The organism is Roseovarius sp. CAU 1744, from assembly GCF_039839345.1.
In the GTDB taxonomy this organism is placed as follows: Bacteria; Pseudomonadota; Alphaproteobacteria; order Rhodobacterales; family Rhodobacteraceae; genus Roseovarius.
This window is the reverse complement of the sequence record NZ_JBDOQV010000006.1, coordinates 259465-279110: the sequence shown is the minus strand read 5'-3', so window position 1 is coordinate 279110 and position 19646 is coordinate 259465. Positions and strand designations below refer to the sequence as shown.

The following is a 19646-nucleotide window of genomic DNA, read 5'->3' as shown; positions in this document are numbered from 1 at the left end:
CCTCGCAGAGACGCCCCGACATATGCCCCTATCGGCTGACAAGGAAATCGCAACGGCCAGGGCCGCGCCACTGACCGGTGTGCGCGATCCGCGGCTGGATTTCTTTCGCGGGATTGCGATGTTCATCATCCTGATCGCGCATACGCCGGGCAACTGGCTGACGTTGTGGATTCCGGCGCGGTTCGGGTTTTCAGACGCGACCGAGACGTTTGTATTTTGCTCCGGCATGGCATCGGCCATCGCGTTCGGTTCGGTTTTCCGTGACCGCGGGCTGGGGCTGGGCACGGCACGAGTGGCCTTCCGGGTTTGGCAGGTCTACTGGGCGCATGTCGGGCTTTTCCTGGCGATCGCGGCGACAATGGTGATCCTGAATGCCGCGTTGCCGGACGGGCGGAACTATGTCGGACAGCTGAACCTTGTTCCGTTCTTCAAGGACCCCGCCGGGAACCTGGTTGGCCTGCTGACGTTGACCTATGTGCCGAACTATTTCGATATCCTGCCGATGTACCTGGTGATCCTTGCCATGATGCCGGTGATGGTTGCGCTGGCGCGGCTGCATCTCGGGATCATGATCGGGGCCTCGGTGCTGATCTGGCTGTGCGCCAATGTCGGTGGCGTGAACCTGCCGGCGGAACCGTGGTCCGACCGGGGCTGGTTCTTCAACCCGTTCGGCTGGCAGCTGATCTTCTTCACCGGTTTTGCGTTGATGGCAGGCTGGGTGCCTGCGCCGCCGGTCGACAAAGGGCTGTTCTGGGCCGCCGTGGCCGTGATCGTCATCACGCTGCCATTCGCCTATTTCCGCATCTACCAGGACGTGCCGTTCCTCTTTGAATCGCGCGAGGCGTTGTCCTTTCTGATCCACAAGACCAATTTCGGCGCTCTGCGCTATGTGCATTTCCTGGCGACTGCCTATGTCGCCTGGGTGCTGGTCGGGCCGAAGGGCGCCAACATCCTGCCGCCGGACGGCGACGGGACGCTGTCGCGGCTCTGGCGCGGCGCGCTGGCCGTCATCATGAAGGTCGGTCAACAGTCACTGGCGGTGTTCGTTGCGTCGATGTTCCTGGCGCGTCTATTGGGCGTTGCCTTCGATCTGCTGGGCAAGAGCCATCTGACGGTGCTGCTGGTCAATGGCGTGGGTTTTGCGCTGATCATCGCGGTGGCATACGGCGTCGGCTGGTTCAAGGCGCAGCCGTGGCGCCGGCAGAGGGCGTAGGCGGATGCTGAGGCGCGAAGTGCTTACCGGGCTGCTGGCAATCGCCGCGGCCCCAGCCATCGGCCAGACCGATGCGGAACCTGGCCTGCAAACCGGTGCCCCCACGGATTTTGACCCGTCTCAGGTGATCGACCTGGCCCGCGCCAAGGCCGCGCGCGCCTATGTGCCGCGCCCCCGCATCCCCGAGGCCTGGACCAGTATTTCCTACGAGGATTACCGCAGCATCTGGTTCGACACCCGCAATGCGCTCTGGGAAGGCGAGGCCGAGACGCCGCTGCGCATGGACGTCTTTGCGCCGGGGCTGTATTTTCCGCGCCCGATCCATATCGAGATCGTCGAGGGCGGCAAGTCCCGGCCGGTCAAGTTCGATCTGGGCGTCTTTGACAAGACCGACAAATTCCCCGATCTGCCGGTTGACGATACGCTGGATTATTCCGGCCTGCGGCTGCGGGCCGAGCTGGAGACACCGGGGATATTCACCGAGTTCCTGACCTTTCAGGGCGCCAGCTATTTCCGCGCCATCGGCACCGGTGACATCTACGGGCTTTCGGCGCGGGGGCTGGCGATCGACACTGCCGGACCCAACGGCGAGGAGTTCCCGGATTTCGAAGCGTTCTGGCTGGAAAAACCCGCGCCCGGGGCCGCGCAATTTGTGCTCCATGCGCTGTTGAACAGCCCCAGCGTCGCAGGCGCCTACCGGTTTCTGGTCACGCCCGGCCAGCCTTTGGTGATGGAGGTCGAAGCCACCCTGTTTCCGCGCAAGCAGATGTCGAATGTGGGGATCGCGCCGCTGACCTCGATGTTCCAGTTCGACGAGACAAACCGGAACCGGTTTTCGGATTTCCGTCCGGCGGTGCATGATTCCGACGGTTTGCTGATCCGGAACGGGGCCGGTGAAACGCTGTGGCGGCCGCTGGCCAATCCCCGCGAGTTGCAGATCAGCGCCTTTGTCGACGACGGCCCGCGCGGTTTTGGCCTGATGCAGCGGGCGCGGAAATTCAGCGATTTTGCCGACCTGGAGGCGCTCTATCACCGCCGGCCCTGCCTGTGGGTGGAACCGCAAGAGGATTGGGGCAAAGGGTTCGTCACCCTTGTCGAGATCCCCACAGACAGCGAGATCTACGACAATATCGCGGCCTACTGGCGCCCGCGCGAGGATTGGCAGCCCGGCGACGAACGCAAGCTGTCTTATCGCCTTACCTGGGGCGATCAGAGCGATTACGGCAATGGCGTCAGGGTTCTGAATACCCGGATCGGGGCGGCCTTCGAGGAAGGTATCATCGTTGCCATCGACTTTGAGAACGGCGCCGATATCCCGGATGATCTGGACCAGGTGGACCGGTTGATCAGTGCCAGCGCCGGCGAGGTTTCGACCGGGGTCCTGCAACGCAATCCCGAAACCGGCGGGCCGCGCCTGGCGTTCAAGTTCAATCCCGGCGATGCGCCACAGGTGGAATTCCGCGTGCAGCTGCGCAAGCACGGCGCGCCGCTGTCGGAAACCTGGCTTTACCGGTGGACGGCATGACGCGCTATGCCGCATCGCATATGCCGCCGTCAGCGCCGCTGGACCTGCGGCCGCAGGATTTCGGCGTATCGCCGACGCCGCGCGCCAGTTACCGCGCGTCGGTCCGCGACTGGCTCTGGCGGTTGGGCGCGTTTGCCCCGGCCTGCCTACTGACGCTGTCGCTGATCGTCGGACTGACTGATTGGTTCGCCTCGGGCGGGGTCACCCTGATGGAAACCTCCGTGATCGTGCTGGTGGGCATCACCTTCATCTGGGTGTCGCTGTCGGTCAGCACCGTCACGCTGGGCCTGATCCGCCGCGCTCTCGGGGCACCGGTCCGCCGTCGCGATGCATTGCGGATCGTGGACAACGCCATGCAGGTTGCGCTGCTGGTGCCGATCTACAACGAAACCACGGCCGAGGTATTCGGCAACGCCCATGCCATGCTCAAGGATCTGTCCAGGCGCCGGGACGGGCCACGCTATAGCCTGTTCATTCTCAGTGATACCAACGACCCTGCCATCGGCGATCAGGAAGAACGCGCCTATTTCGCGCTGCGCGCGGCCTGTCCCGACGGTGTGCACGTGCACTATCGCCGCCGGGCCGAGAATACCGACAAGAAGGTCGGAAACCTCAGCGACTGGATCGGAAATTGGGGCGCGGCCTATGATGCCATGCTGGTGCTGGACGCCGATAGCCTGATGAGCGGTGCCGCCATTGGCCATCTGGCACGGGAAATGGCGAGTGACCCCGATGCCGGGTTGCTGCAAAGCTATCCTGTGCTGATCGGAGCCGAGACCCTGTTTGGCCGGATGCAGCAGTTTTCCAGCACGGTCTATGGCTGGCTTCTGGCCGAGGGGGTCGCGATCTGGTCGCTGAATGAAGGCAATTACTGGGGTCATAACGCGATCATCCGAACCCGCGCCTTTGCCGACAGCGCCCAGTTGCCTTATCTGCGCGGCCGCGACGGCCGCGAGGATCTGATCTTCAGCCATGATTTCGTCGAGGCGGGCCTGTTGCGCCGGGCTGGCTGGGCGGTGCGGTTCCTGCCACAGGTGGGTGGCAGCTATGAAGAGACGCCGCAGACCCTGATCGACTATGCGCTGCGCGACCGGCGCTGGTGCCGAGGCAACCTGCAGCATCTGCGGCTTCTGGGCGCGCGCGGCTTTCACCCGCTGACCCGGTTTCATCTGCTGCAGGGCGCGATGGCGTTTCTGTTGTCACCGGCCTGGCTGGCGCTGATCCTGATCTGGTCGATGCTGGGAATCATGAAGCCCCAGAGCACGGTCTACTTTACCGCCGCCAATCCGTTGACGCCGATGTGGCCACAGGTCAGCGAGGTCAGTGGATGGGTCTATCTGGCGGTGATCTACGGGATGCTGCTGCTGCCGAAACTGGCCGGTATCGCGATGCTCAGCCTGCGTCCCAGGATCCGCCACAGCTATGGCAATGTGGGCCGGTTCATCGCCACGGCGGCGTTTGAAATCATCTGTTCGGTGATCTTCGCGCCGATCATGATGGTTCAACAGAGCATCGCTGTCTGGCGGGCACTGACGGGCCGCCCGTGGTCCTGGACACCGCAGGCGCGCAGCAGCCAGGGGTATAGCTGGACCCATACCATCTGGTTCCACAAGGTCGAGCTTGTGCTGGGGCTGGTCCTGATGGCGGCGATCTGGGCGGGCTATGCCTCGCCCTGGCTGGGGCTGATCGCCGTCAGCCTGGTGCTGGCGGCACCGCTGTCGAAGCTCAGCGCGCTCTGCGTGAACCGGCGTCTGCCATCCGTGTTCCGGCTGGACGCCCCCAACAGCCTGCGAGAGCCACGCATTTTCAGATCCGCACAGGACGAACGCGCACGGATGCGGGATCTGCTGGCGCAGCAACCCGAAACCATGGCCGCGGAATAGGCGCGGCTCAGAGCGCCTCGAACCAGTTGATCGCCATGTCCGCCCAATCCGCCGGGACCCTGTGCCCGCCGGGAAACAGCGCCAGTTCCAGCGCCGACTCGGGCGCACAGCGTTCCCACCTGCGATGCCAGAAAGGGCCGTCCGTATCGAACCCGTCGGCCTTGAGGAAATGGCAGGCGTTGGTTTGGCGCCAGATGTCCATGGCGTGAAAGATGTCACCCTGGATCAGCGCGTTGGGATCACGGCTGTCGGCACCGCGCAGCACGCGCCCCTCAAGCGGGACGGTACCGTCGGTCCAGCCGTGCGTGTGCAGCATCCTGACCGGACCCGCGCATTTGGTCGGGTGCGGGCGCCAGAAATTGCCGCCGACGGGCGCGTAGGCGTCAAAGGCGTCCGGGCGCGCGCAGGCAAGATAGCTGACCATCGAGCCGCCGACCGAGAAGCCTGACAGGATGATCCTGTCAGGGTCCAGCCCGTGTTCGGCGATTGCGGCGTCACGAACCGAAACCAGAAAGGCACTTTCGTCCCGCATCTGCGGAAACTTCGGATGGAATGACCAGCTCAGGGCGTCCCGATCCGGCCGTCTGGATCCGTCCGGGGCGATCACGGCATAGCCACGCTCCAGCAATGCGTCGATCAGTGCCCTGTTGCGGAATGTCCCCTTGCCGCTGCCGCCATAGCCATGCAGGAACATGATGGCGGGGGGCGGGCGGCGGGACGCCTCGGGCAGGGCGATGAAATAGGTGCCGTTTGCCACCTTGCAGGCGGTGTCGCGGCTACAGGCATGCGCCGACGGCGCGGCGATGATGATTGCGAAGGCCGCAATCGTACACAGGCGCAATAAAAGAGCCATTCGTCGTATTACCTTCTGAGGGGCTGGTTTCGATTATTCTGCAACGGCGTCGACCGGAAGACCGCGGGCCAGCCAGCCGGGCCCTGCGGCCGAGCCGAGCATCCCCTCGGGGATATCGACGACATTGGTGAGGCCCGCTTTGGACAGGGCGCTGGTCACCCAGCGGGACCGTACTCCGCCGGCGCAGATAACGGCGATTGGAACGCTGGGGTTGTCGCGGGCAACCTGCATCATCGCCGCGGCAAAATCGGGGCGGCGCATGTCGAGCGTCAGCGCGCCTTTCGGAACGCCGGTGGTTGCCCATTCATCAGGCCGCCTGATATCCACGAGCACAAGCTCCCCCGCGTGCATCAACCGTTGTGCATCAGGCGGCGAAAGCACCGCACCGGTTGCGCGGGCGCTGTCTGTTCTGGTCAACAGGTATGCGCCGCCCAAGGTCGCCGCAGATACGGCGACCAACATGAGGCGGCGATTGATGACAGCGCCCGTCACAACCTAGTTCGCGATCGGAGCAGGCGAGGTGAAGAACGGGATGGTGATGGTCGAGGCGGGTTCCGGCTCGATCTTCTGCCAGTTGCCATCGGCGGTAACAATCTTGCCGGGAATGTCTTCTTCCCAGAAGCCTACCACGTCCTCGGTGATGTTCAGGTACAGCGAACCATCGACGATCCGCCACAGGTGGGGATTGCCGGGCACCTTGCCGCCAACCGAGACCCCATAAGCGCAATGGCCGTCGAATTTGGGTGTGTATTTGGCCGGATCGGCAAGGAAAGCGTCGCGGTTTTCCTCGGTCGCGAAGGCAAAGGTGCTCCCGTTATATTCCGCGGTGATGTCCTTGCGGCCCGGCACGGCCTGTGGCTGTGGCTGGCCTATTTCGGACTGCGGCAGGCTGAAATAGGCCACCACGTCATATCCCGAAACGGCAAAGCCGGTTTCGTCGATGAATTGTGGCCCGGCCCAGGCAGATATGCCCGAAGTCGCTACAAAAGCGGATGCGAGAAGAAAACGCCGCATGTCTGAAACCTCCTGATTGGTCGATTGCGATGGCACAAACATAACCGGACACACCATATTTGCAGCCAGCCCTCGCAGGTTTGTGAAACTCTGGCACATAGCGTTATCGCCAGTGTCACGCGGCGAAAAAATTGGCGCTTTGCATTGTAACCGGGCGCCGCATCGATCACTACTGACAGAAATTTGCAGCATGTCTCAGGGCCCACAAAAATTTGTGTCCATTCTACGCCCGAAACTATGTGCAATGGTAAATTACTTGGTTACGGTGCGCGCCCGTATGGTGCCCGATTCAGTTGTGCCTCAATGCAGCCGCCAGGCTGGTACTAAAGACTGGTATACTTCATGAAAATCCCCACGTTCACGACCCTCGTCGTCCTGCTCATTGCCATTTCGCATGGCGCTTCTGCACAGGGTGGCCCGCCACCGGTTACTGTCGCCAAGCCGGTGGTAAAGGAGATCATCGAGACGGATGAGTTCGTCGGCCGTTTCGAGGCAACGACCGAGATCGAACTGCGTGCCCGGGTATCAGGATATCTGAGCGAGGTGCATTTCACTGACGGAACGCTGGTTGAAAAGGGTGATCTGCTCTTCACCATAGAACAACGCACTTTCGCCACCGCGCTGCGTCAGGCGCGCACCCAGATCAGCGTGGCGCAATCGACTTTTGATTTCGCGCAGGAACAGCTTCAGCGTGCCCAGGCACTGGTGACGAACGGCAATATCTCGCAAAGCGCGGTTGACGAGCGGCGAGAGGCGTTCCTGTCCGCGCGCGGGGCGCTGGAACAGGCCGTGGCCGCCGAGGAGCTGGCGGAAATCGAAATGGAATTTACCGAGATCAGGGCCCCGATCTCCGGCCGCATCGACCGGCGGTTGGTCAATCCCGGCAACCTGGTGACGGCGAATGAGACGGTGCTGACCTCGATCGTGTCCAGCGATCCGGTTTATTTCTACTTCGACATCGACGAGCGGTATTTCCTGTCATATGCCCGCGATGCCCGCGCCCGCGGTGTGTCTCTGCAGGAGGGTGGCGGCGGATTGCAGGTTACGGTGCATCTTTCGGATGAAAGTATTCCACCGCAGGTTGGCGCGCTGGATTTCTCCGAGAACAGGATCGACCGTCAAACCGGCACGATGCGCGTGCGCGCGGTGCTGGACAATCCCGAAGACATTCTGACGCCGGGGCTTTTCGGCCGGATCGAGGTGCCGGGTTCGCTGCCCTACGAGGGGATACTGGTGCCCGATCAGGCGATTGCCGCCGATCAGAACAGGCGCCTTGTCATGACCTTGGATGATGAGGGCACCGTGGTGCCGCGGGTGGTTGTAACGGGACCGTCGGTCGATGGTTACCGGGTTATCCGGTCCGGTCTGGACGGGTCGGAAACCATTGTCGTCGATGGTATGGTGCGCGCGCGGCCCGGCACCCAGGTAACACCAGAAATGACCGAACTGCCGCCGGTTGCGGGGAACTAGAATGGGTCGCTTCTTTGTAAACCGCCCGATCTTCGCGGCGATCATGTCGATTGTCGTGACGATCGTCGGGCTCGTGGCCTATTTCCAGCTGCCAATCGAACAATATCCGCAGATCGCGCCGCCCTCTATCGTGGTCAACGCATCCTATCCCGGCGCTGATGCGGAAACCATCGCCGCCACCGTTGCCACCCCGCTGGAACAAGAGGTCAACGGGGTCGAGGGGATGCTTTACCTGTCGTCCTATTCGACGGCCGACGGCACCATGAGCCTGACCATCACCTTCAAGCTGGGTACCGATCTGGACGTGGCCCAGGTGCTGGTGCAGAACCGGGTCGCCGCCGCGGTGCCGCGCCTGCCGCAGGAGGTGCGCAACCTGGGCGTGACCACCACCAAATCCTCGCCCGACCTGATGATGGTCGTACACATGCTGTCGCCGGATGAAACCTTTGATCAGCTCTACGTGTCGAACTATGCCCGTGCGCGGGTGCGCGACCGACTGGTGCGGCTGGATGGCGTCGGCAACCTCTTGCTGTTCGGCGAACGCGAGTTTTCGGCGCGTGTCTGGCTGGACCCGGACCGGCTGTCGACGCTGGGACTGACGGCCGGAGATGTCGTTGGCGCATTGCGCGAACAGAACGTGCAGGTGTCGGGCGGTTCGCTGGGTGCGCCGCCCAATCGCACCGGCAGCGCCTTTCAGGTATCGGTGACAACGGCAGGACGGCTGCAGACGCCTGAAGAGTTCGGGCAGGTGATCGTCAACTCCACCAGCGATGGTCGGATCGTGCGGGTGCGCGACGTGGCGCGGGTCGAGATCGGCGCACGATCCTACGGGACGAATTCGTACCTGAACAACAAGCCCGCCGTCGCGATGGGGATATTCCAGCGGCCCGGGTCGAACGCGCTGGCCACCGCCGATGAGATCATCGAGGTCATGGAGGAACTGAGCGCGGATTTCCCGCCCGGCCTGGAATATCAGGTGGTCTACAACCCGACGGCCTTCATCGAGGCGTCGATCGAGGCGGTCTACCACACCATCCTCGAGGCCGTGGTGCTTGTGGTGATCGTGATCATGGTGTTCCTGCAAAGCTGGCGCATGGCGATCATCCCGCTGGTGGCGATCCCGATTTCACTGATCGGCACCTTCGCGTTCATGCTGGCGCTTGGCTTCACCCTGAACCTGCTGACCTTGTTCGGCCTGATCCTGGCGATCGGGATCGTCGTGGACGACGCCATTGTCGTGGTCGAAAATGTCGAGCGTAACATCAAGGACGGAAAGACCCCGCGCGAGGCCGCGCTGGTGACGATGGACGAGGTATCGGGTGCCATCGTCGGCATTACCCTCGTGTTGATTGTGGTGTTCATCCCCTCGGCCTTCGTGCCGGGGATCACCGGGCAGTTCTACACGCAGTTCGCGGTCACGATTTCGGTGGCCACGATCCTTTCGGCGCTGATTTCACTCAGCCTGTCGCCGGCGCTGTCGGCGGCGCTGCTGCACGCGACGGAGGAACATCACACCAAAAACCCCATCGCGCGGCTCCTCGATGCGTTTGGCCGCGGGTTCAACCGCATGTTCGATGCGATTACCGCGGTTTACGCGAAAGTCATCGCCTTTCTGGTGGGCTCCTGGGCGACGCTGGGCCTGTCACTTCTGGTGTATTTCGGTCTTCTGGGCTCTACCGCCCTCACCATCCAGTCGGTACCGACGGGCTTTATTCCCGATACCGATCAGGGGTATGCGATCGTGGTGGTGCAGCTGCCCGAAGGGTCTTCGCTGGAACGTACGGATGAAGTGATCAAGCAGGCCTCGGAAATCGCCCTGGAAACACCGGGGGTCAAGGACGCGGTTGCCTTTGCCGGATTCTCGGGCGCCACCTTTACCAATGCTTCCAACCAGGGGGTGATCTTTACCGCATTCGACAGTTTCGAGGAACGTGGCAAGGCCGGGCTGAACGCCGGGGCCATCGTGGGGTCGCTCTTTGGGCGGATGCAGGTGATCCGAGAGGCGTTCATCATCGCCATCGCCCCGCCACCGGTACGCGGGGTCGGAACCGGCGGCGGATTCAAGCTGCAACTGCAGGAAACCGAAAGTGCCGATATGGGCCGTGTCCTGGGGGCGGCCTATGCGATCATGGGGGCAACCCAGCAATCGGACAAGGTCACGGGCGTGTTCACCACGTTCTCTGCCAGCAGCCCGCAGGTTTACCTGGATATCGACAGGGTGCGCGCGCAGATCCTGAACGTGCCGATCGGGGCGATTTTCGAGACCCTCGCGATCAATCTCGGTTCGGCCTATGTGAACGATTTCAACGCTTACGGGCGCCTGTTCCAGGTGCGCGCACAGGCGGATGAACGGTTCCGGCTGGAAAACGCGGATATCGCCAACCTCAAGGTGCGTTCGGCCACCGGCGCGCTGATTCCGCTGGGTACGCTGGTTGAAATCCGCGATACGGCGGGGCCGGTTCTGGTGCAGCGCTACAACCAGCTGGTGTCGGTGCCGGTTCAGGGATCGGCAGCGCCCGGCATCTCAACCGGCGAGGCACTGATCGCGATGGAACAGCTGGCCGAGGCCGTCCTGCCGCCCGGGATCGACTATGAATGGACCGAATTGGCGTTGCAGGAGCGTTCGCAGGGCAACACCGCCGCCTATATCTTTGCCTTTTCGGTACTGATGGCGTTTCTGTTCCTGGCCGCGCTTTATGAAAGCCTCACCCTGCCTTTTGCGATCATCCTGATCGTGCCGTTGTCGATTTTGGCCGCGCTGCTTGGCGTAAGTTTCCGCGGCATGGATAACAACATCCTGACGCAGGTCGGGCTGATCGTGCTGGTGGGGCTGGCGGCCAAGAACGCCATTCTGATCGTCGAGTTCGCCAAACAGGCGCGGGAAGAGCGGGGCATGGGCATCGTCGACGCCGCGATCGAGGCCAGCCGGCTGCGTCTGCGGCCCATCCTGATGACGGCCTTCGCCTTCATCCTCGGGGTGGTGCCGCTGATGATCGCGTCGGGTCCGGGCGCAGAGATGCGGCAGGCCCTGGGTACGGCTGTGTTCTTCGGGATGCTTGGCGTTACCCTGATGGGGCTGTTCCTGACGCCGGTTTTCTACGTGACCATCATGCGGATCTTTTCGCGGCGCAAGGAATAGCGGGGCCGGTTGCGCCCCGTCACCCGCGTCCCGTTTCGGCGTGACGCGGGTCCGTTCGCCCAAGCCGATCGGCGGGTGCTGACCGCCTCGGACCGGCGCCGTAAACCGCTACTTCTGAAATGGGTGCTTTCGAATCGCGGCGTTTAATTGTTTATTTGTTCGGTACGTAGGCTAGCTTACGACAAGCATCGAACTCAGAGAATGCGTTGATTTCTTGGATCAGGGGGTTATGTGACACTCTTTCTTATCGTCGCCTTGCCGTTCTTGGGCGCGCTTCTTCCGGGCCTGATGAACTCTGCTGGGCGGCAGGCCTGTGCCGGTGTGACCTTCATCGTCTCTCTGGCCGCCTTTGTCGGCTTGCTGACGAACCTGCCCGCGGTGATAGCGGGCGATGTGGTGATGGCGCGTGTGGATTGGCTGCCGGCATTGGGGCTGAACTTCACGCTTATGCTGGACGGGCTGGGGTTCTTCTTTGCCAGCCTGATCCTGGGCATCGGGATGCTGATCATCACCTATGGCCGCCATTACCTGTCGCGCGACGACAACATGGGCGAGTTCTTTACCTATCTGCTGCTCTTTCAGGGGGCGATGGTCGGGATCGTCCTGAGTGACAACATCCTGCTTCTGCTGGTTTTCTGGGAGCTGACATCGCTGTCGTCCTTCCTGCTGATCGGCTATTGGAAGCATCTGCCCGAGGGGCGCCAGGGCGCGCGCATGGCGCTGGCCGTGACTGGCATGGGCGGGTTGGCGATGGTTGGCGGGATGCTGATCCTGGGGCAGATCGCGGGCAGCTATGACCTGAGCGTGATCCTGCAGAACCGCGATCTGATCCAGGCATCGCCGCTTTACACGCCCGCGCTGCTGCTGATCCTGCTGGGCTGTTTCACCAAATCGGCGCAGTTCCCGTTCCATTTCTGGTTGCCGCACGCGATGGCCGCGCCAACACCGGTGTCGGCCTATCTGCATTCTGCCACGATGGTGAAGGCCGGGATCTTCCTGATGGCGCGGATGTGGCCGGTGCTGTCGGGCACGCCGGAATGGTTCATGATCGTCACCACCGCCGGGCTGGTGACGATGGTGCTGGGGGCGGTGATTGCGCTGTTCAAACATGATCTCAAGGCGCTGCTTGCCTTTTCGACGGTCAGCCACCTGGGGCTTATCACCATGCTTCTGGGCACGGGCACGGCCTTTGGCGCGATGGCGGCGGTGTTTCACATCCTGAACCACGCCACTTTCAAATGCGCGCTCTTCATGTCCGCCGGGATCATTGACCACGAGGCCCATACCCGCGACATCCGCCGGCTGGGCGGGCTGAGGGCGCTGATGCCGGTGACGTTCGCGATTGCCACGCTGGGGGCGCTGTCGATGGCGGGCATTCCGCTGCTCAACGGGTTCCTGTCGAAGGAAATGATGCTGGAGGAGGCGCTGCACACCAAGCTGTTCGGCTCCTACTGGCTGGTGCCGGCGCTGGCGCTGGTGGGGTCGCTGTTTTCTGCCGCCTACTGTTTCCGCTACATCAGCCACGTTTTCCTGGGTCCGGTGCGCGATGATTACCCGTCCAAGCCGCATGATCCGGGTCCGGGCATGTGGCTGCCGCCCGCCATCCTGGTGGTTCTGGTCGTGGTGATCGGCGTCGCGCCGTTCCTGGCTGAACCCTACGTGCGGATGGTCACCGAAGCGGTGATCGGCGGAGCGGCCGAAATGCCCAAGGCGCACCTGAAAATCTGGCACGGGCTGGTGCCGGCGCTCTACATGTCGATCGCCGCCGTGGTGGGCGGGCTGCTGTTGCTGGCCGCCTACCGGCCGGCGTTGCGGCTTTGGGATGCCACGCCGCGCCCCGAGGCCAAGACTATTTTCGAGAAGGGCGTAATCGCGGGTGCCGTGGCGCTGGCGCGCGGCCTGATCCACCCGCTGCATGACGGCGCCTTCAGCCGCTATGGCGCGATCATGGCCATCACGGTGATCGCCGCCGGGGTTCACGCCTATGGCACCGGGGCGGTGGGTGCGATGACCCGCGCCATGCAGCCCGCCGGGGTGGTGCCGATTGCCGGCTGGGTGATGCTGGTCGCGGCCACCGGCGGGATGGTTTTCCTGCATCGCAACCGGCTCCTGTCTCTGATCCTGATCGGGATCGTGGGCCTCATGGTGTCGATCGGCTTCGTGTATTTCAGCGCGCCGGATCTGGCGATGACCCAGATCACGGTCGAGGTTGTCACCGCCATCCTCCTGTTGCTGGCGCTGAACTTCCTGCCCAACCGGACGCCGGTCGAAAGCTCGGTCCTGCGGCGCACGCGCGACGGGGCGATCGCCATCGCGGGCGGGGTGGCGGCGGCCGCGCTGTCCCTGCACTACCTCCTGCGCGATTTCGTGTCGCCGTCGATCTCGGAATTCCACCTGGCCAATTCCTACAAGGGCGGGGGCGGCACAAATGTGGTCAACGTGATCCTGGTCGATTTCCGGGGCTTCGACACCTTTGGCGAGATCATCGTCCTGGGGATCGCCGCGCTGCTGATCTATGCCCTGACCGAAACCCTGCTGTCCGGTCCTGTCCGGGCGCGGCTTCTCAACCGCAAGCCGGATCAGCCGCGCGCCGGCGACATGCACCCGATGATGATGGTCGTCCTGACCCGGGTGATGATGCCGGTGGTGCTGCTGGTAGGGTTCTACATCTTCCTGCGCGGTCACAACGAACCGGGCGGAGGCTTCATCGCCGGGCTTGTCGTGTCGATCGGCGTGGTGATGCAGTACATGGCCAGCGGTTACAGCTGGGCGACGGCGCGGCTGCGCTATCCGTATCACGGTATCATCGGAACGGGGGTTCTGGTGGCGGGGCTGACCGGCATCGGCTCCTGGTTCGTGGGCAAACCTTTCCTTACCTCGGACTTCGCCTATTATCGCATTCCGCCGTTCCACAAGTTCGAGCTGGCAACCGCTGCGGCCTTTGATCTGGGCGTGTTCCTGGCCGTGGTGGGCGCGGTCATGCTGTCGCTGGACAGCTTCTCGAGGCTCGCGCGGCGTGCCCATGTGAAGGATAGCGAGCATCCGATGGATATCGACCCGTCACGGGATGAGGATGCCGACCCGTTGCAAAATCCAGCCACGGGGGAGGTGTAGGATGGAACTGCTCGTTGCCTCCGCGATCGGCGTCATGACCGCCGCCGGGCTCTATCTGGTGCTGCGCCTGCGCACCTTCCCGGTGATCCTGGGCATGTCGCTGCTGACCTATGCGGTCAATGTGTTCCTCTTCGCCTCGGGGCGGCTGACGGTCGGGGCGTCGCCGATCCTGGTCAAGGGCGTAAGTGACTATACCGACCCGTTGCCGCAGGCGCTGGTGCTGACGGCAATCGTGATTTCCTTTGGCATGACCGCGGTGATCGTGATGATCGCGCTGGGCGCCTATCTGGGCGCGGGCGCGGATCACGTCGACGACCAGACCCCGCCGGGCGAGCCCGAACCCGTGCCGGAGGATGTGACATGACCCATTGGATCATCATGCCGGTGGTGCTGCCCGCGATCCTGGCGCCGTTCATCGTGCTGGCCGCGCGCTATCACATCGGTATTCAGCGGGTATTCTCGGTCGCCGGCGTCTCGGCGCTGATCGCGATCACGGCGGGTCTGGCCTGGCAGGCCTCGGACGGGACGGTGACGCTTTATCGGCTCAGCGACTGGGCCGCACCCTTCGGCATCGTCGTTGTCGGCGACAGGCTGTCCACGATGATGATCCTGCTGACGGCGGTGCTTGCGCTCTTCGTGCTGCTTTTTGCCATCGGTTCCGGCTGGGATGATCGGGGGCGGCATTTCCACGCGCTGTTCCAGTTCCAGTTGATGGGCATCATGGGCGCGTTTCTGACCGGCGACCTCTTCAACCTTTTTGTGTTCTTCGAGGTCCTGCTGATCGCCTCCTACGGGCTGATGATCCATTCCGGCGGTACCGTGCGGCTCAGGGCAGGGGTGCAATACGTGCTCTTCAACCTTCTGGGGTCGACGCTTTTCCTCTTTGCCCTCGGCTCGATCTATGCCGAAACCGGAACGCTGAACATGGCGGACCTTGCGCAGCGGGTCACGCTGATCGATCCGCAGGCCAGCGTGGGCATTCGCGTGGCGGCTGTGCTGCTGTTGCTGGTCTTTGCGATCAAAGCGGCGGTGGTGCCTTTGCATTTCTGGCTGCCGTCGAGCTATGCCGAGGCGCCGGCCCCTGTTGCGGCCCTCTTCGCGATCATGACCAAGGTGGGCGCCTATGCGATCATACGTGTCTACACGATGATCTTTCCACCGGATCTGGAGGTCACGGCGGGCCTGCAGGGGGTGTGGCTGCTGCCGGCGGCGCTGATCTCGCTCGCGATCGGGATGATCGGTGTCCTGGCCGTGCGGCAGCTGGACCGGTTGGTGGCCTTCGCGGTGATCGGGTCGATGGGGATGGTGATGGTTTCCATTTCGCTGTTCACCCCCGAAGGGATTGCCGCGGCGCTTTATTACATCGTGCATTCCACGCTGGCCGCCGCCGCACTGTTCCTGATCGTCGATCTGGCGCGCGCCGGGCGCGACAGCCTGCAGCTCAGCGCGCTGCCGCCGGTATCGGGTGCCGCGATGACGGCGGGGCTGTTCTTTGTCGGCGCCATTGCGATGACCGGCTTGCCGCCGTTGTCGGGCTTCGTGGGCAAGTTGCTGATCCTTGATGCGGCTTTCACCTCACCGCTGGTGGTCTGGACATGGGCGGTGATCCTCAGCGCCAGCCTGATCAGCGTGGTGGGGTTTGCGCGGGCCGGCAGCACGGTTTTCTGGAAATCCCAGAGCATCCCGCATCCCGAAGAAACCATCCGGGCGCCCCGGCCTGCGATCCTGTCCTATGTGGCGGTCGGCGGGTTGATCGCGCTGCTGGTCGCGCACACGGTTTTCGCCGGGCAGGTCCACGCCTATATGAACGCGCTTTCGGCGCAGCTATTTGCGCCTGATCGCTATATCTCCACCGTGCTCGACACGCCCGGAAAACTCAGCACTCCGAAGGAGGGACACTGACATGGTCAAGCTCTTTCACTGGCTGCTGCCGCACCCGTTCCTGACGCTGCTGTTGGCGGTGGTCTGGGTGTTGCTGCAAAACGAGGTAAGCGCCGGGATGGTGGTGTTTGGGCTGATCCTGGGGATCATCATCCCGCGTGCCACCGCGGTGTGGTGGCCGGACAGGCCGCATGGTATCCGGGCGTTTCGGATGATGTCCTACACGGTGATCGTGATGTGGGACATTCTAGTCGCCAATGTGCAGGTTGCCTGGATCGTGCTGACACGCCCGAATTCCAAGCTTCGCCCGGCGTGGGTGGTGGTGCCGCTGGATCTGGTCCAGCCCGAGGCGATCACCGTGCTGGCGGGGACGATCACGCTGACGCCGGGAACGGTCTCGGCGGACCTGTCGGACGAAGGGCACAGCCTGCTGGTCCATGCGCTGGATACGGATGATCCCGATGCCGTGCGCGACCAGATCAAAGACCGCTACGAACGCCGCCTGAAGGGGATTTTCGTATGAACCTTGCTTCTGATCTCATGAATTGGGCGCTGATCGCGGCATTCGCCGCGATCGGTGTGGCACAGATCATGGCCATGATCCGCCTGATCATCGGGCCGGATACGGGCGACCGGATACTGGCGCTGGACACGATGGTGGTCAACGCCATCGGCCTTATCGTCCTGCTGGGGATCGCCCACGGCACCGGGATCTATTTCGAGGCATCGCTTATCATCGCGATGCTGGGTTTCGTGTCGACGGTGTCCTATGCCCGTTTCGTGCTGAGGGGGGATATCATCGAATGACCCCGGACGTTCTTGGCACTATCGCCATTGCACTCTGCCTGCTGGTCGGCGCGATCTTTTCCCTGGTCGGCTCGATCGGCTTGCTCAAGTTCAACGATTCCATGACCCGGCTGCACGCCCCGACCAAGGTGGGGACGGTAGGGGTAGGGTCGCTCTTGCTGGCGTCGATGATTCATTCGTATGTCTACGGTGATGGCTCGTTGCATGAATTGCTGATCATGGCGTTTCTGTTCGTGACGGCGCCGATCTCGGCAAATTTCATCGGCAAGGTGAACATTCACCGTCGTTCCTGCGATACCCCGCCATCCCCGCCGCGTGACGGCACCTGGTCAACCCTGGACGTGCCCGAAGAGGATCGGGTGCTGGCCGAATCCCAGAACTGACGGTATCGGGCAGAGATCCTGATCTGAGACCGGGCCGGGCCGACAGGCGGTGCGTCGCCGCGGCCTGAACAGGTTCCAAGCACCTGTTGCGAACAAAGGCCATGACGCCAGGCCCCGGTTTCGCGGCGGTTCAAATTAGCATGTTCATTTCCTGACCAGATGCTAGGATCGTCCGGATTTATTCCACAGACCGAAAGGTTAGCCCCATGAAAGCCGTCCTGTTCGAGAAGTTCCAGGCAGCCCCGAAAGTTGTCACCGTCGATGACCCTGTGCCTGCGCCGCATGGTGTCGTTCTCAAGGTCGAGGCGACCGGGGTGTGCCGCAGCGACTGGCACGGCTGGATGGGGCATGACAGCGACATCGACCTGCCTCATATCCCCGGTCACGAACTTGCCGGCATCGTCGAGGCCGTGGGCAAGGACGTGCGGAACTGGAAAATCGGCGACCGGGTGACCGTGCCCTTTATCTGCGGCTGCGGATCCTGTCCGGAATGCCACGCGGGGCAGCAGCAGGTATGCCTGCATCAGCAGCAACCGGGTTTCACCCACTGGGGCAGTTTCGCCGAATATGTCGGCATTCATCAGGCGGACCTGAACCTTGTTTCCCTGCCGGAGACGATGGATTTCGCAACCGCCGCCAGCCTGGGCTGTCGCTTTGCGACATCCTTCCGCGCGGTGGTCGATCAGGGCAGGGCTTCTGCCGGGCAGTGGGTGGCGGTTCATGGGTGCGGCGGTGTGGGCCTGTCGGCGGTAATGATCGCCAACGCGGTCGGCGCCAATGTGATTGCCGTCGATATCGACGACGCCAAGCTGGCACTGGCCAGGGAACTGGGGGCGGTGACGGCCATCAACGCAACATCCGCAGACGTGGCCGAAACCGTGATCGAGACCACCAAGGGCGGGGCGCATGTGTCACTGGATGCGCTTGGTCACCCGGTGACGTGCGGCAACTCGATCCTGAACCTGCGTCCAAGGGGCAAGCATGTCCAGGTCGGGTTGATGCTGGGGGATCACGCGACCCCGCAGGTGCCCATGGCCAAGGTCATCGGTCAGGAGCTGGAAATCCTGGGCTCCCACGGGATGCAGGCGCATCGCTACGGGGCGATGCTGGACATGGTCGAGAGCGGCAAGCTCTCGCCGGCGCGGCTTGTCGGGGATCAGATCAGCCTTGCCGAGGCGCCGGAAGCCCTGATGAACATGGACAAGTTCCAATCTGTCGGCGCGACCGTGATTACACGTTTCTGAACGACGGCCCTTTATCCGCATCCGGGCGGCGGACATGTGGGGGGCGCAATGGCCAGCGTGGTCGGGCAAGGACAGGTGCCGGGTCGCGGCCTCGCTAATTCAAGCCTTTACCGGGGCCAGCCCACGCCATTTCCTGCGATAGACAGATGCCGATAGCCCAACGCGCCTGCGGAAGGCCGAGCGGAAGCTGGAGGGTTCGGAATAGCCGACCTCGGCGGCTATGTCCTCGATCGGCAGGTCGGTTGTTTCCAGCAATTGCTTGGCTTCCTCGACGCGCAGGGTCTGGACGTAGTCCGCTGGCGCCTGGCCGGTTGCCTTCTTGAAACGACGGTGAAAACCGCGCTCGGTCAGATGGCTGCGGTCGGCCATGGCCGAAACCGGGCTTGGCACGTGATAGTTCTGCGCGGCCCAGATCTGCGCCTCGGCCACCAACTGGTCGTCATGTTGCCGCCCGGCAGTCAAAGAGGCATAGGTCAGCTGGCTGTCGCTATGTGGCTGGATCAGGTAGATCTTCGCGATCCTGCGGGCGGTCTCGGCGCCGGCGAACCGCGCGATCAGATAAAGCATCAGATCTTCCCAGGCCGAGGCCCCACCCGCGGTGACGACGCGGTGACCTTCGCCCGCGGGCACGAGGATACGTTCGCGGCAAACCTTGATGCGCGGAAAATTCCGGCCGAGCATGTCCGCAAAGCCCCAATGTGTCGTGGCCTCTTTCCCGTCCAGCAGCCCGGCCACGCCAAGAAGCACCGCCCCGGAGCAGACCGAGGTGATGATGGCGCCGTTCGCATGGGCGTTGCCAAGCCAGCCGGCCAGCGGGACGAACTCGGCCGGGAGACCGCCATTGGGGTCGAAATGCAGGTCAGGTACGATGATCAGGTCAGGTTCGGGTGCTTCCGCCAGCGTTGCATCGGGCGTGATCTTGCGCCCGTTGATGTCCCAGTAGGGCGCGCCATCGGCTGTTCTCAGGCTAACGTCGAACGCGGGTTCCACCGCGGGCAGGCCGTGCAGCATTTCCCAGTCGCGCCCGACGGACGCCAATATGTCGAGGATCGAGAACAAGACCGAGGTGCCGGCAAATTGCGATCCTATAACAACCGTTTTGATGGTCATGTCATATCTC

Annotated in this window: 16 protein-coding genes; 12 read left to right on the top strand and 4 right to left on the bottom strand. The window is 63.0% G+C overall.

Features of this window, described 5'->3' with window-relative positions; translation table 11 throughout:
* Nucleotides 1-22: 22 nt before the first annotated feature.
* Genes AAFO92_RS14235 through mdoH form a run of 3 tightly spaced genes read left to right on the top strand, consistent with a single transcriptional unit; the run spans nucleotide 23 to nucleotide 4621 of the window.
* Nucleotides 23-1213, top strand: a complete 1191-nt coding sequence (locus tag AAFO92_RS14235) for an OpgC domain-containing protein (protein WP_347536228.1) — start codon at nucleotides 23-25, stop codon at nucleotides 1211-1213.
* 4 nt (nucleotides 1214-1217) lie between these two features.
* Nucleotides 1218-2738, top strand: coding sequence for a glucan biosynthesis protein (locus AAFO92_RS14230; RefSeq protein ID WP_347536226.1), 1521 nt, complete (start codon nucleotides 1218-1220; stop codon nucleotides 2736-2738).
* On the top strand, nucleotides 2735-4621 hold the full coding sequence (mdoH, locus tag AAFO92_RS14225) for a glucans biosynthesis glucosyltransferase MdoH (RefSeq protein WP_347536224.1): 1887 nt from the start codon (nucleotides 2735-2737) through the stop codon (nucleotides 4619-4621). The genes AAFO92_RS14230 and mdoH overlap by 4 nt, the downstream gene beginning before the upstream one ends.
* Nucleotides 4622-4628: 7 nt before the next feature.
* Here the strand turns inward: mdoH and AAFO92_RS14220 are convergent, their stop codons facing one another.
* The 3 genes from AAFO92_RS14220 to AAFO92_RS14210 form a co-directional block, all read right to left on the bottom strand.
* Complete coding sequence (locus AAFO92_RS14220; RefSeq protein ID WP_347536222.1) at nucleotides 4629-5474, bottom strand: alpha/beta fold hydrolase; 846 nt, start codon at nucleotides 5472-5474, stop codon at nucleotides 4629-4631.
* 33 nt (nucleotides 5475-5507) lie between these two features.
* The gene (locus AAFO92_RS14215; RefSeq protein WP_347536220.1) at nucleotides 5508-5891 is read right to left on the bottom strand and encodes a rhodanese-like domain-containing protein; all 384 of its coding nucleotides are present in this window, start codon (nucleotides 5889-5891) and stop codon (nucleotides 5508-5510) included.
* Nucleotides 5892-5969: 78 nt separating this feature from the next.
* Nucleotides 5970-6488 (bottom strand): YHS domain-containing (seleno)protein, encoded by a 519-nt coding sequence (locus tag AAFO92_RS14210; RefSeq protein WP_347536218.1) that lies wholly within the window; start codon nucleotides 6486-6488, stop codon nucleotides 5970-5972.
* Nucleotides 6489-6830: 342 nt separating this feature from the next.
* Here AAFO92_RS14210 and AAFO92_RS14205 point away from each other — a divergent pair, with 342 nt between their 5' ends.
* The 9 genes from AAFO92_RS14205 (at nucleotide 6831) to AAFO92_RS14165 (ending at nucleotide 18526) form a co-directional block, all read left to right on the top strand.
* Nucleotides 6831-7958: an efflux RND transporter periplasmic adaptor subunit gene (locus tag AAFO92_RS14205; protein WP_347536217.1), complete on the top strand. Its 1128-nt coding sequence runs from the start codon at nucleotides 6831-6833 to the stop codon at nucleotides 7956-7958.
* A 1-nt stretch (nucleotide 7959) separates the two neighbouring features.
* Nucleotides 7960-11097 (top strand): multidrug efflux RND transporter permease subunit, encoded by a 3138-nt coding sequence (locus AAFO92_RS14200; RefSeq protein WP_347536215.1) that lies wholly within the window; start codon nucleotides 7960-7962, stop codon nucleotides 11095-11097.
* A gap of 231 nt (nucleotides 11098-11328) precedes the next feature.
* Nucleotides 11329-14211: a monovalent cation/H+ antiporter subunit A gene (locus tag AAFO92_RS14195; RefSeq protein WP_347536213.1), complete on the top strand. Its 2883-nt coding sequence runs from the start codon at nucleotides 11329-11331 to the stop codon at nucleotides 14209-14211.
* 1 nt (nucleotide 14212) lies between these two features.
* Nucleotides 14213-14575 carry a Na+/H+ antiporter subunit C gene (locus AAFO92_RS14190; RefSeq protein ID WP_347536211.1) on the top strand — a complete coding sequence of 121 codons (363 nt, stop codon included), beginning with the start codon at nucleotides 14213-14215 and terminating at the stop codon, nucleotides 14573-14575.
* Nucleotides 14572-16113, top strand: a complete 1542-nt coding sequence (locus AAFO92_RS14185; protein ID WP_347536209.1) for a monovalent cation/H+ antiporter subunit D — start codon at nucleotides 14572-14574, stop codon at nucleotides 16111-16113. The genes AAFO92_RS14190 and AAFO92_RS14185 overlap by 4 nt, the downstream gene beginning before the upstream one ends.
* Nucleotide 16114: 1 nt before the next feature.
* On the top strand, nucleotides 16115-16615 hold the full coding sequence (locus tag AAFO92_RS14180) for a Na+/H+ antiporter subunit E (protein WP_347536207.1): 501 nt from the start codon (nucleotides 16115-16117) through the stop codon (nucleotides 16613-16615).
* Nucleotides 16612-16899, top strand: a complete 288-nt coding sequence (locus tag AAFO92_RS14175; protein WP_347536205.1) for a K+/H+ antiporter subunit F — start codon at nucleotides 16612-16614, stop codon at nucleotides 16897-16899. Before AAFO92_RS14180 ends, AAFO92_RS14175 begins: the two co-directional genes overlap by 4 nt.
* Nucleotides 16896-17282: a Na+/H+ antiporter subunit G gene (locus tag AAFO92_RS14170; protein WP_347536203.1), complete on the top strand. Its 387-nt coding sequence runs from the start codon at nucleotides 16896-16898 to the stop codon at nucleotides 17280-17282. Before AAFO92_RS14175 ends, AAFO92_RS14170 begins: the two co-directional genes overlap by 4 nt.
* Nucleotides 17283-17488: 206 nt before the next feature.
* Nucleotides 17489-18526, top strand: a complete 1038-nt coding sequence (locus AAFO92_RS14165) for a zinc-dependent alcohol dehydrogenase family protein (RefSeq protein WP_347536202.1) — start codon at nucleotides 17489-17491, stop codon at nucleotides 18524-18526.
* Nucleotides 18527-18625: 99 nt separating this feature from the next.
* Here AAFO92_RS14165 and AAFO92_RS14160 read toward each other — a convergent pair whose 3' ends face one another.
* Nucleotides 18626-19636 carry a helix-turn-helix domain-containing protein gene (locus tag AAFO92_RS14160; RefSeq protein WP_347536200.1) on the bottom strand — a complete coding sequence of 337 codons (1011 nt, stop codon included), beginning with the start codon at nucleotides 19634-19636 and terminating at the stop codon, nucleotides 18626-18628.
* Between the last annotated feature and the right edge of the window lie 10 nt (nucleotides 19637-19646).

Bases quoted from the DNA above. Each gene is read 5' to 3' on its own strand.
- AAFO92_RS14235 (WP_347536228.1), top strand. From the start codon at position 23: ATGCCCCTATCGGCTGACAAGGAAATCGCAACGGCCAGGGCCGCGCCA.
- AAFO92_RS14230 (WP_347536226.1), top strand. From the start codon at position 1,218: ATGCTGAGGCGCGAAGTGCTTACCGGGCTGCTGGCAATCGCCGCGGCC.
- mdoH (WP_347536224.1), top strand. From the start codon at position 2,735: ATGACGCGCTATGCCGCATCGCATATGCCGCCGTCAGCGCCGCTGGAC.
- AAFO92_RS14220 (WP_347536222.1), bottom strand. From the start codon at position 5,474: ATGGCTCTTTTATTGCGCCTGTGTACGATTGCGGCCTTCGCAATCATC.
- AAFO92_RS14210 (WP_347536218.1), bottom strand. From the start codon at position 6,488: ATGCGGCGTTTTCTTCTCGCATCCGCTTTTGTAGCGACTTCGGGCATA.
- AAFO92_RS14205 (WP_347536217.1), top strand. From the start codon at position 6,831: ATGAAAATCCCCACGTTCACGACCCTCGTCGTCCTGCTCATTGCCATT.
- AAFO92_RS14200 (WP_347536215.1), top strand. From the start codon at position 7,960: ATGGGTCGCTTCTTTGTAAACCGCCCGATCTTCGCGGCGATCATGTCG.
- AAFO92_RS14190 (WP_347536211.1), top strand. From the start codon at position 14,213: ATGGAACTGCTCGTTGCCTCCGCGATCGGCGTCATGACCGCCGCCGGG.
- AAFO92_RS14185 (WP_347536209.1), top strand. From the start codon at position 14,572: ATGACCCATTGGATCATCATGCCGGTGGTGCTGCCCGCGATCCTGGCG.
- AAFO92_RS14180 (WP_347536207.1), top strand. From the start codon at position 16,115: ATGGTCAAGCTCTTTCACTGGCTGCTGCCGCACCCGTTCCTGACGCTG.
- AAFO92_RS14175 (WP_347536205.1), top strand. From the start codon at position 16,612: ATGAACCTTGCTTCTGATCTCATGAATTGGGCGCTGATCGCGGCATTC.
- AAFO92_RS14170 (WP_347536203.1), top strand. From the start codon at position 16,896: ATGACCCCGGACGTTCTTGGCACTATCGCCATTGCACTCTGCCTGCTG.
- AAFO92_RS14165 (WP_347536202.1), top strand. From the start codon at position 17,489: ATGAAAGCCGTCCTGTTCGAGAAGTTCCAGGCAGCCCCGAAAGTTGTC.
- AAFO92_RS14160 (WP_347536200.1), bottom strand. From the start codon at position 19,636: ATGACCATCAAAACGGTTGTTATAGGATCGCAATTTGCCGGCACCTCG.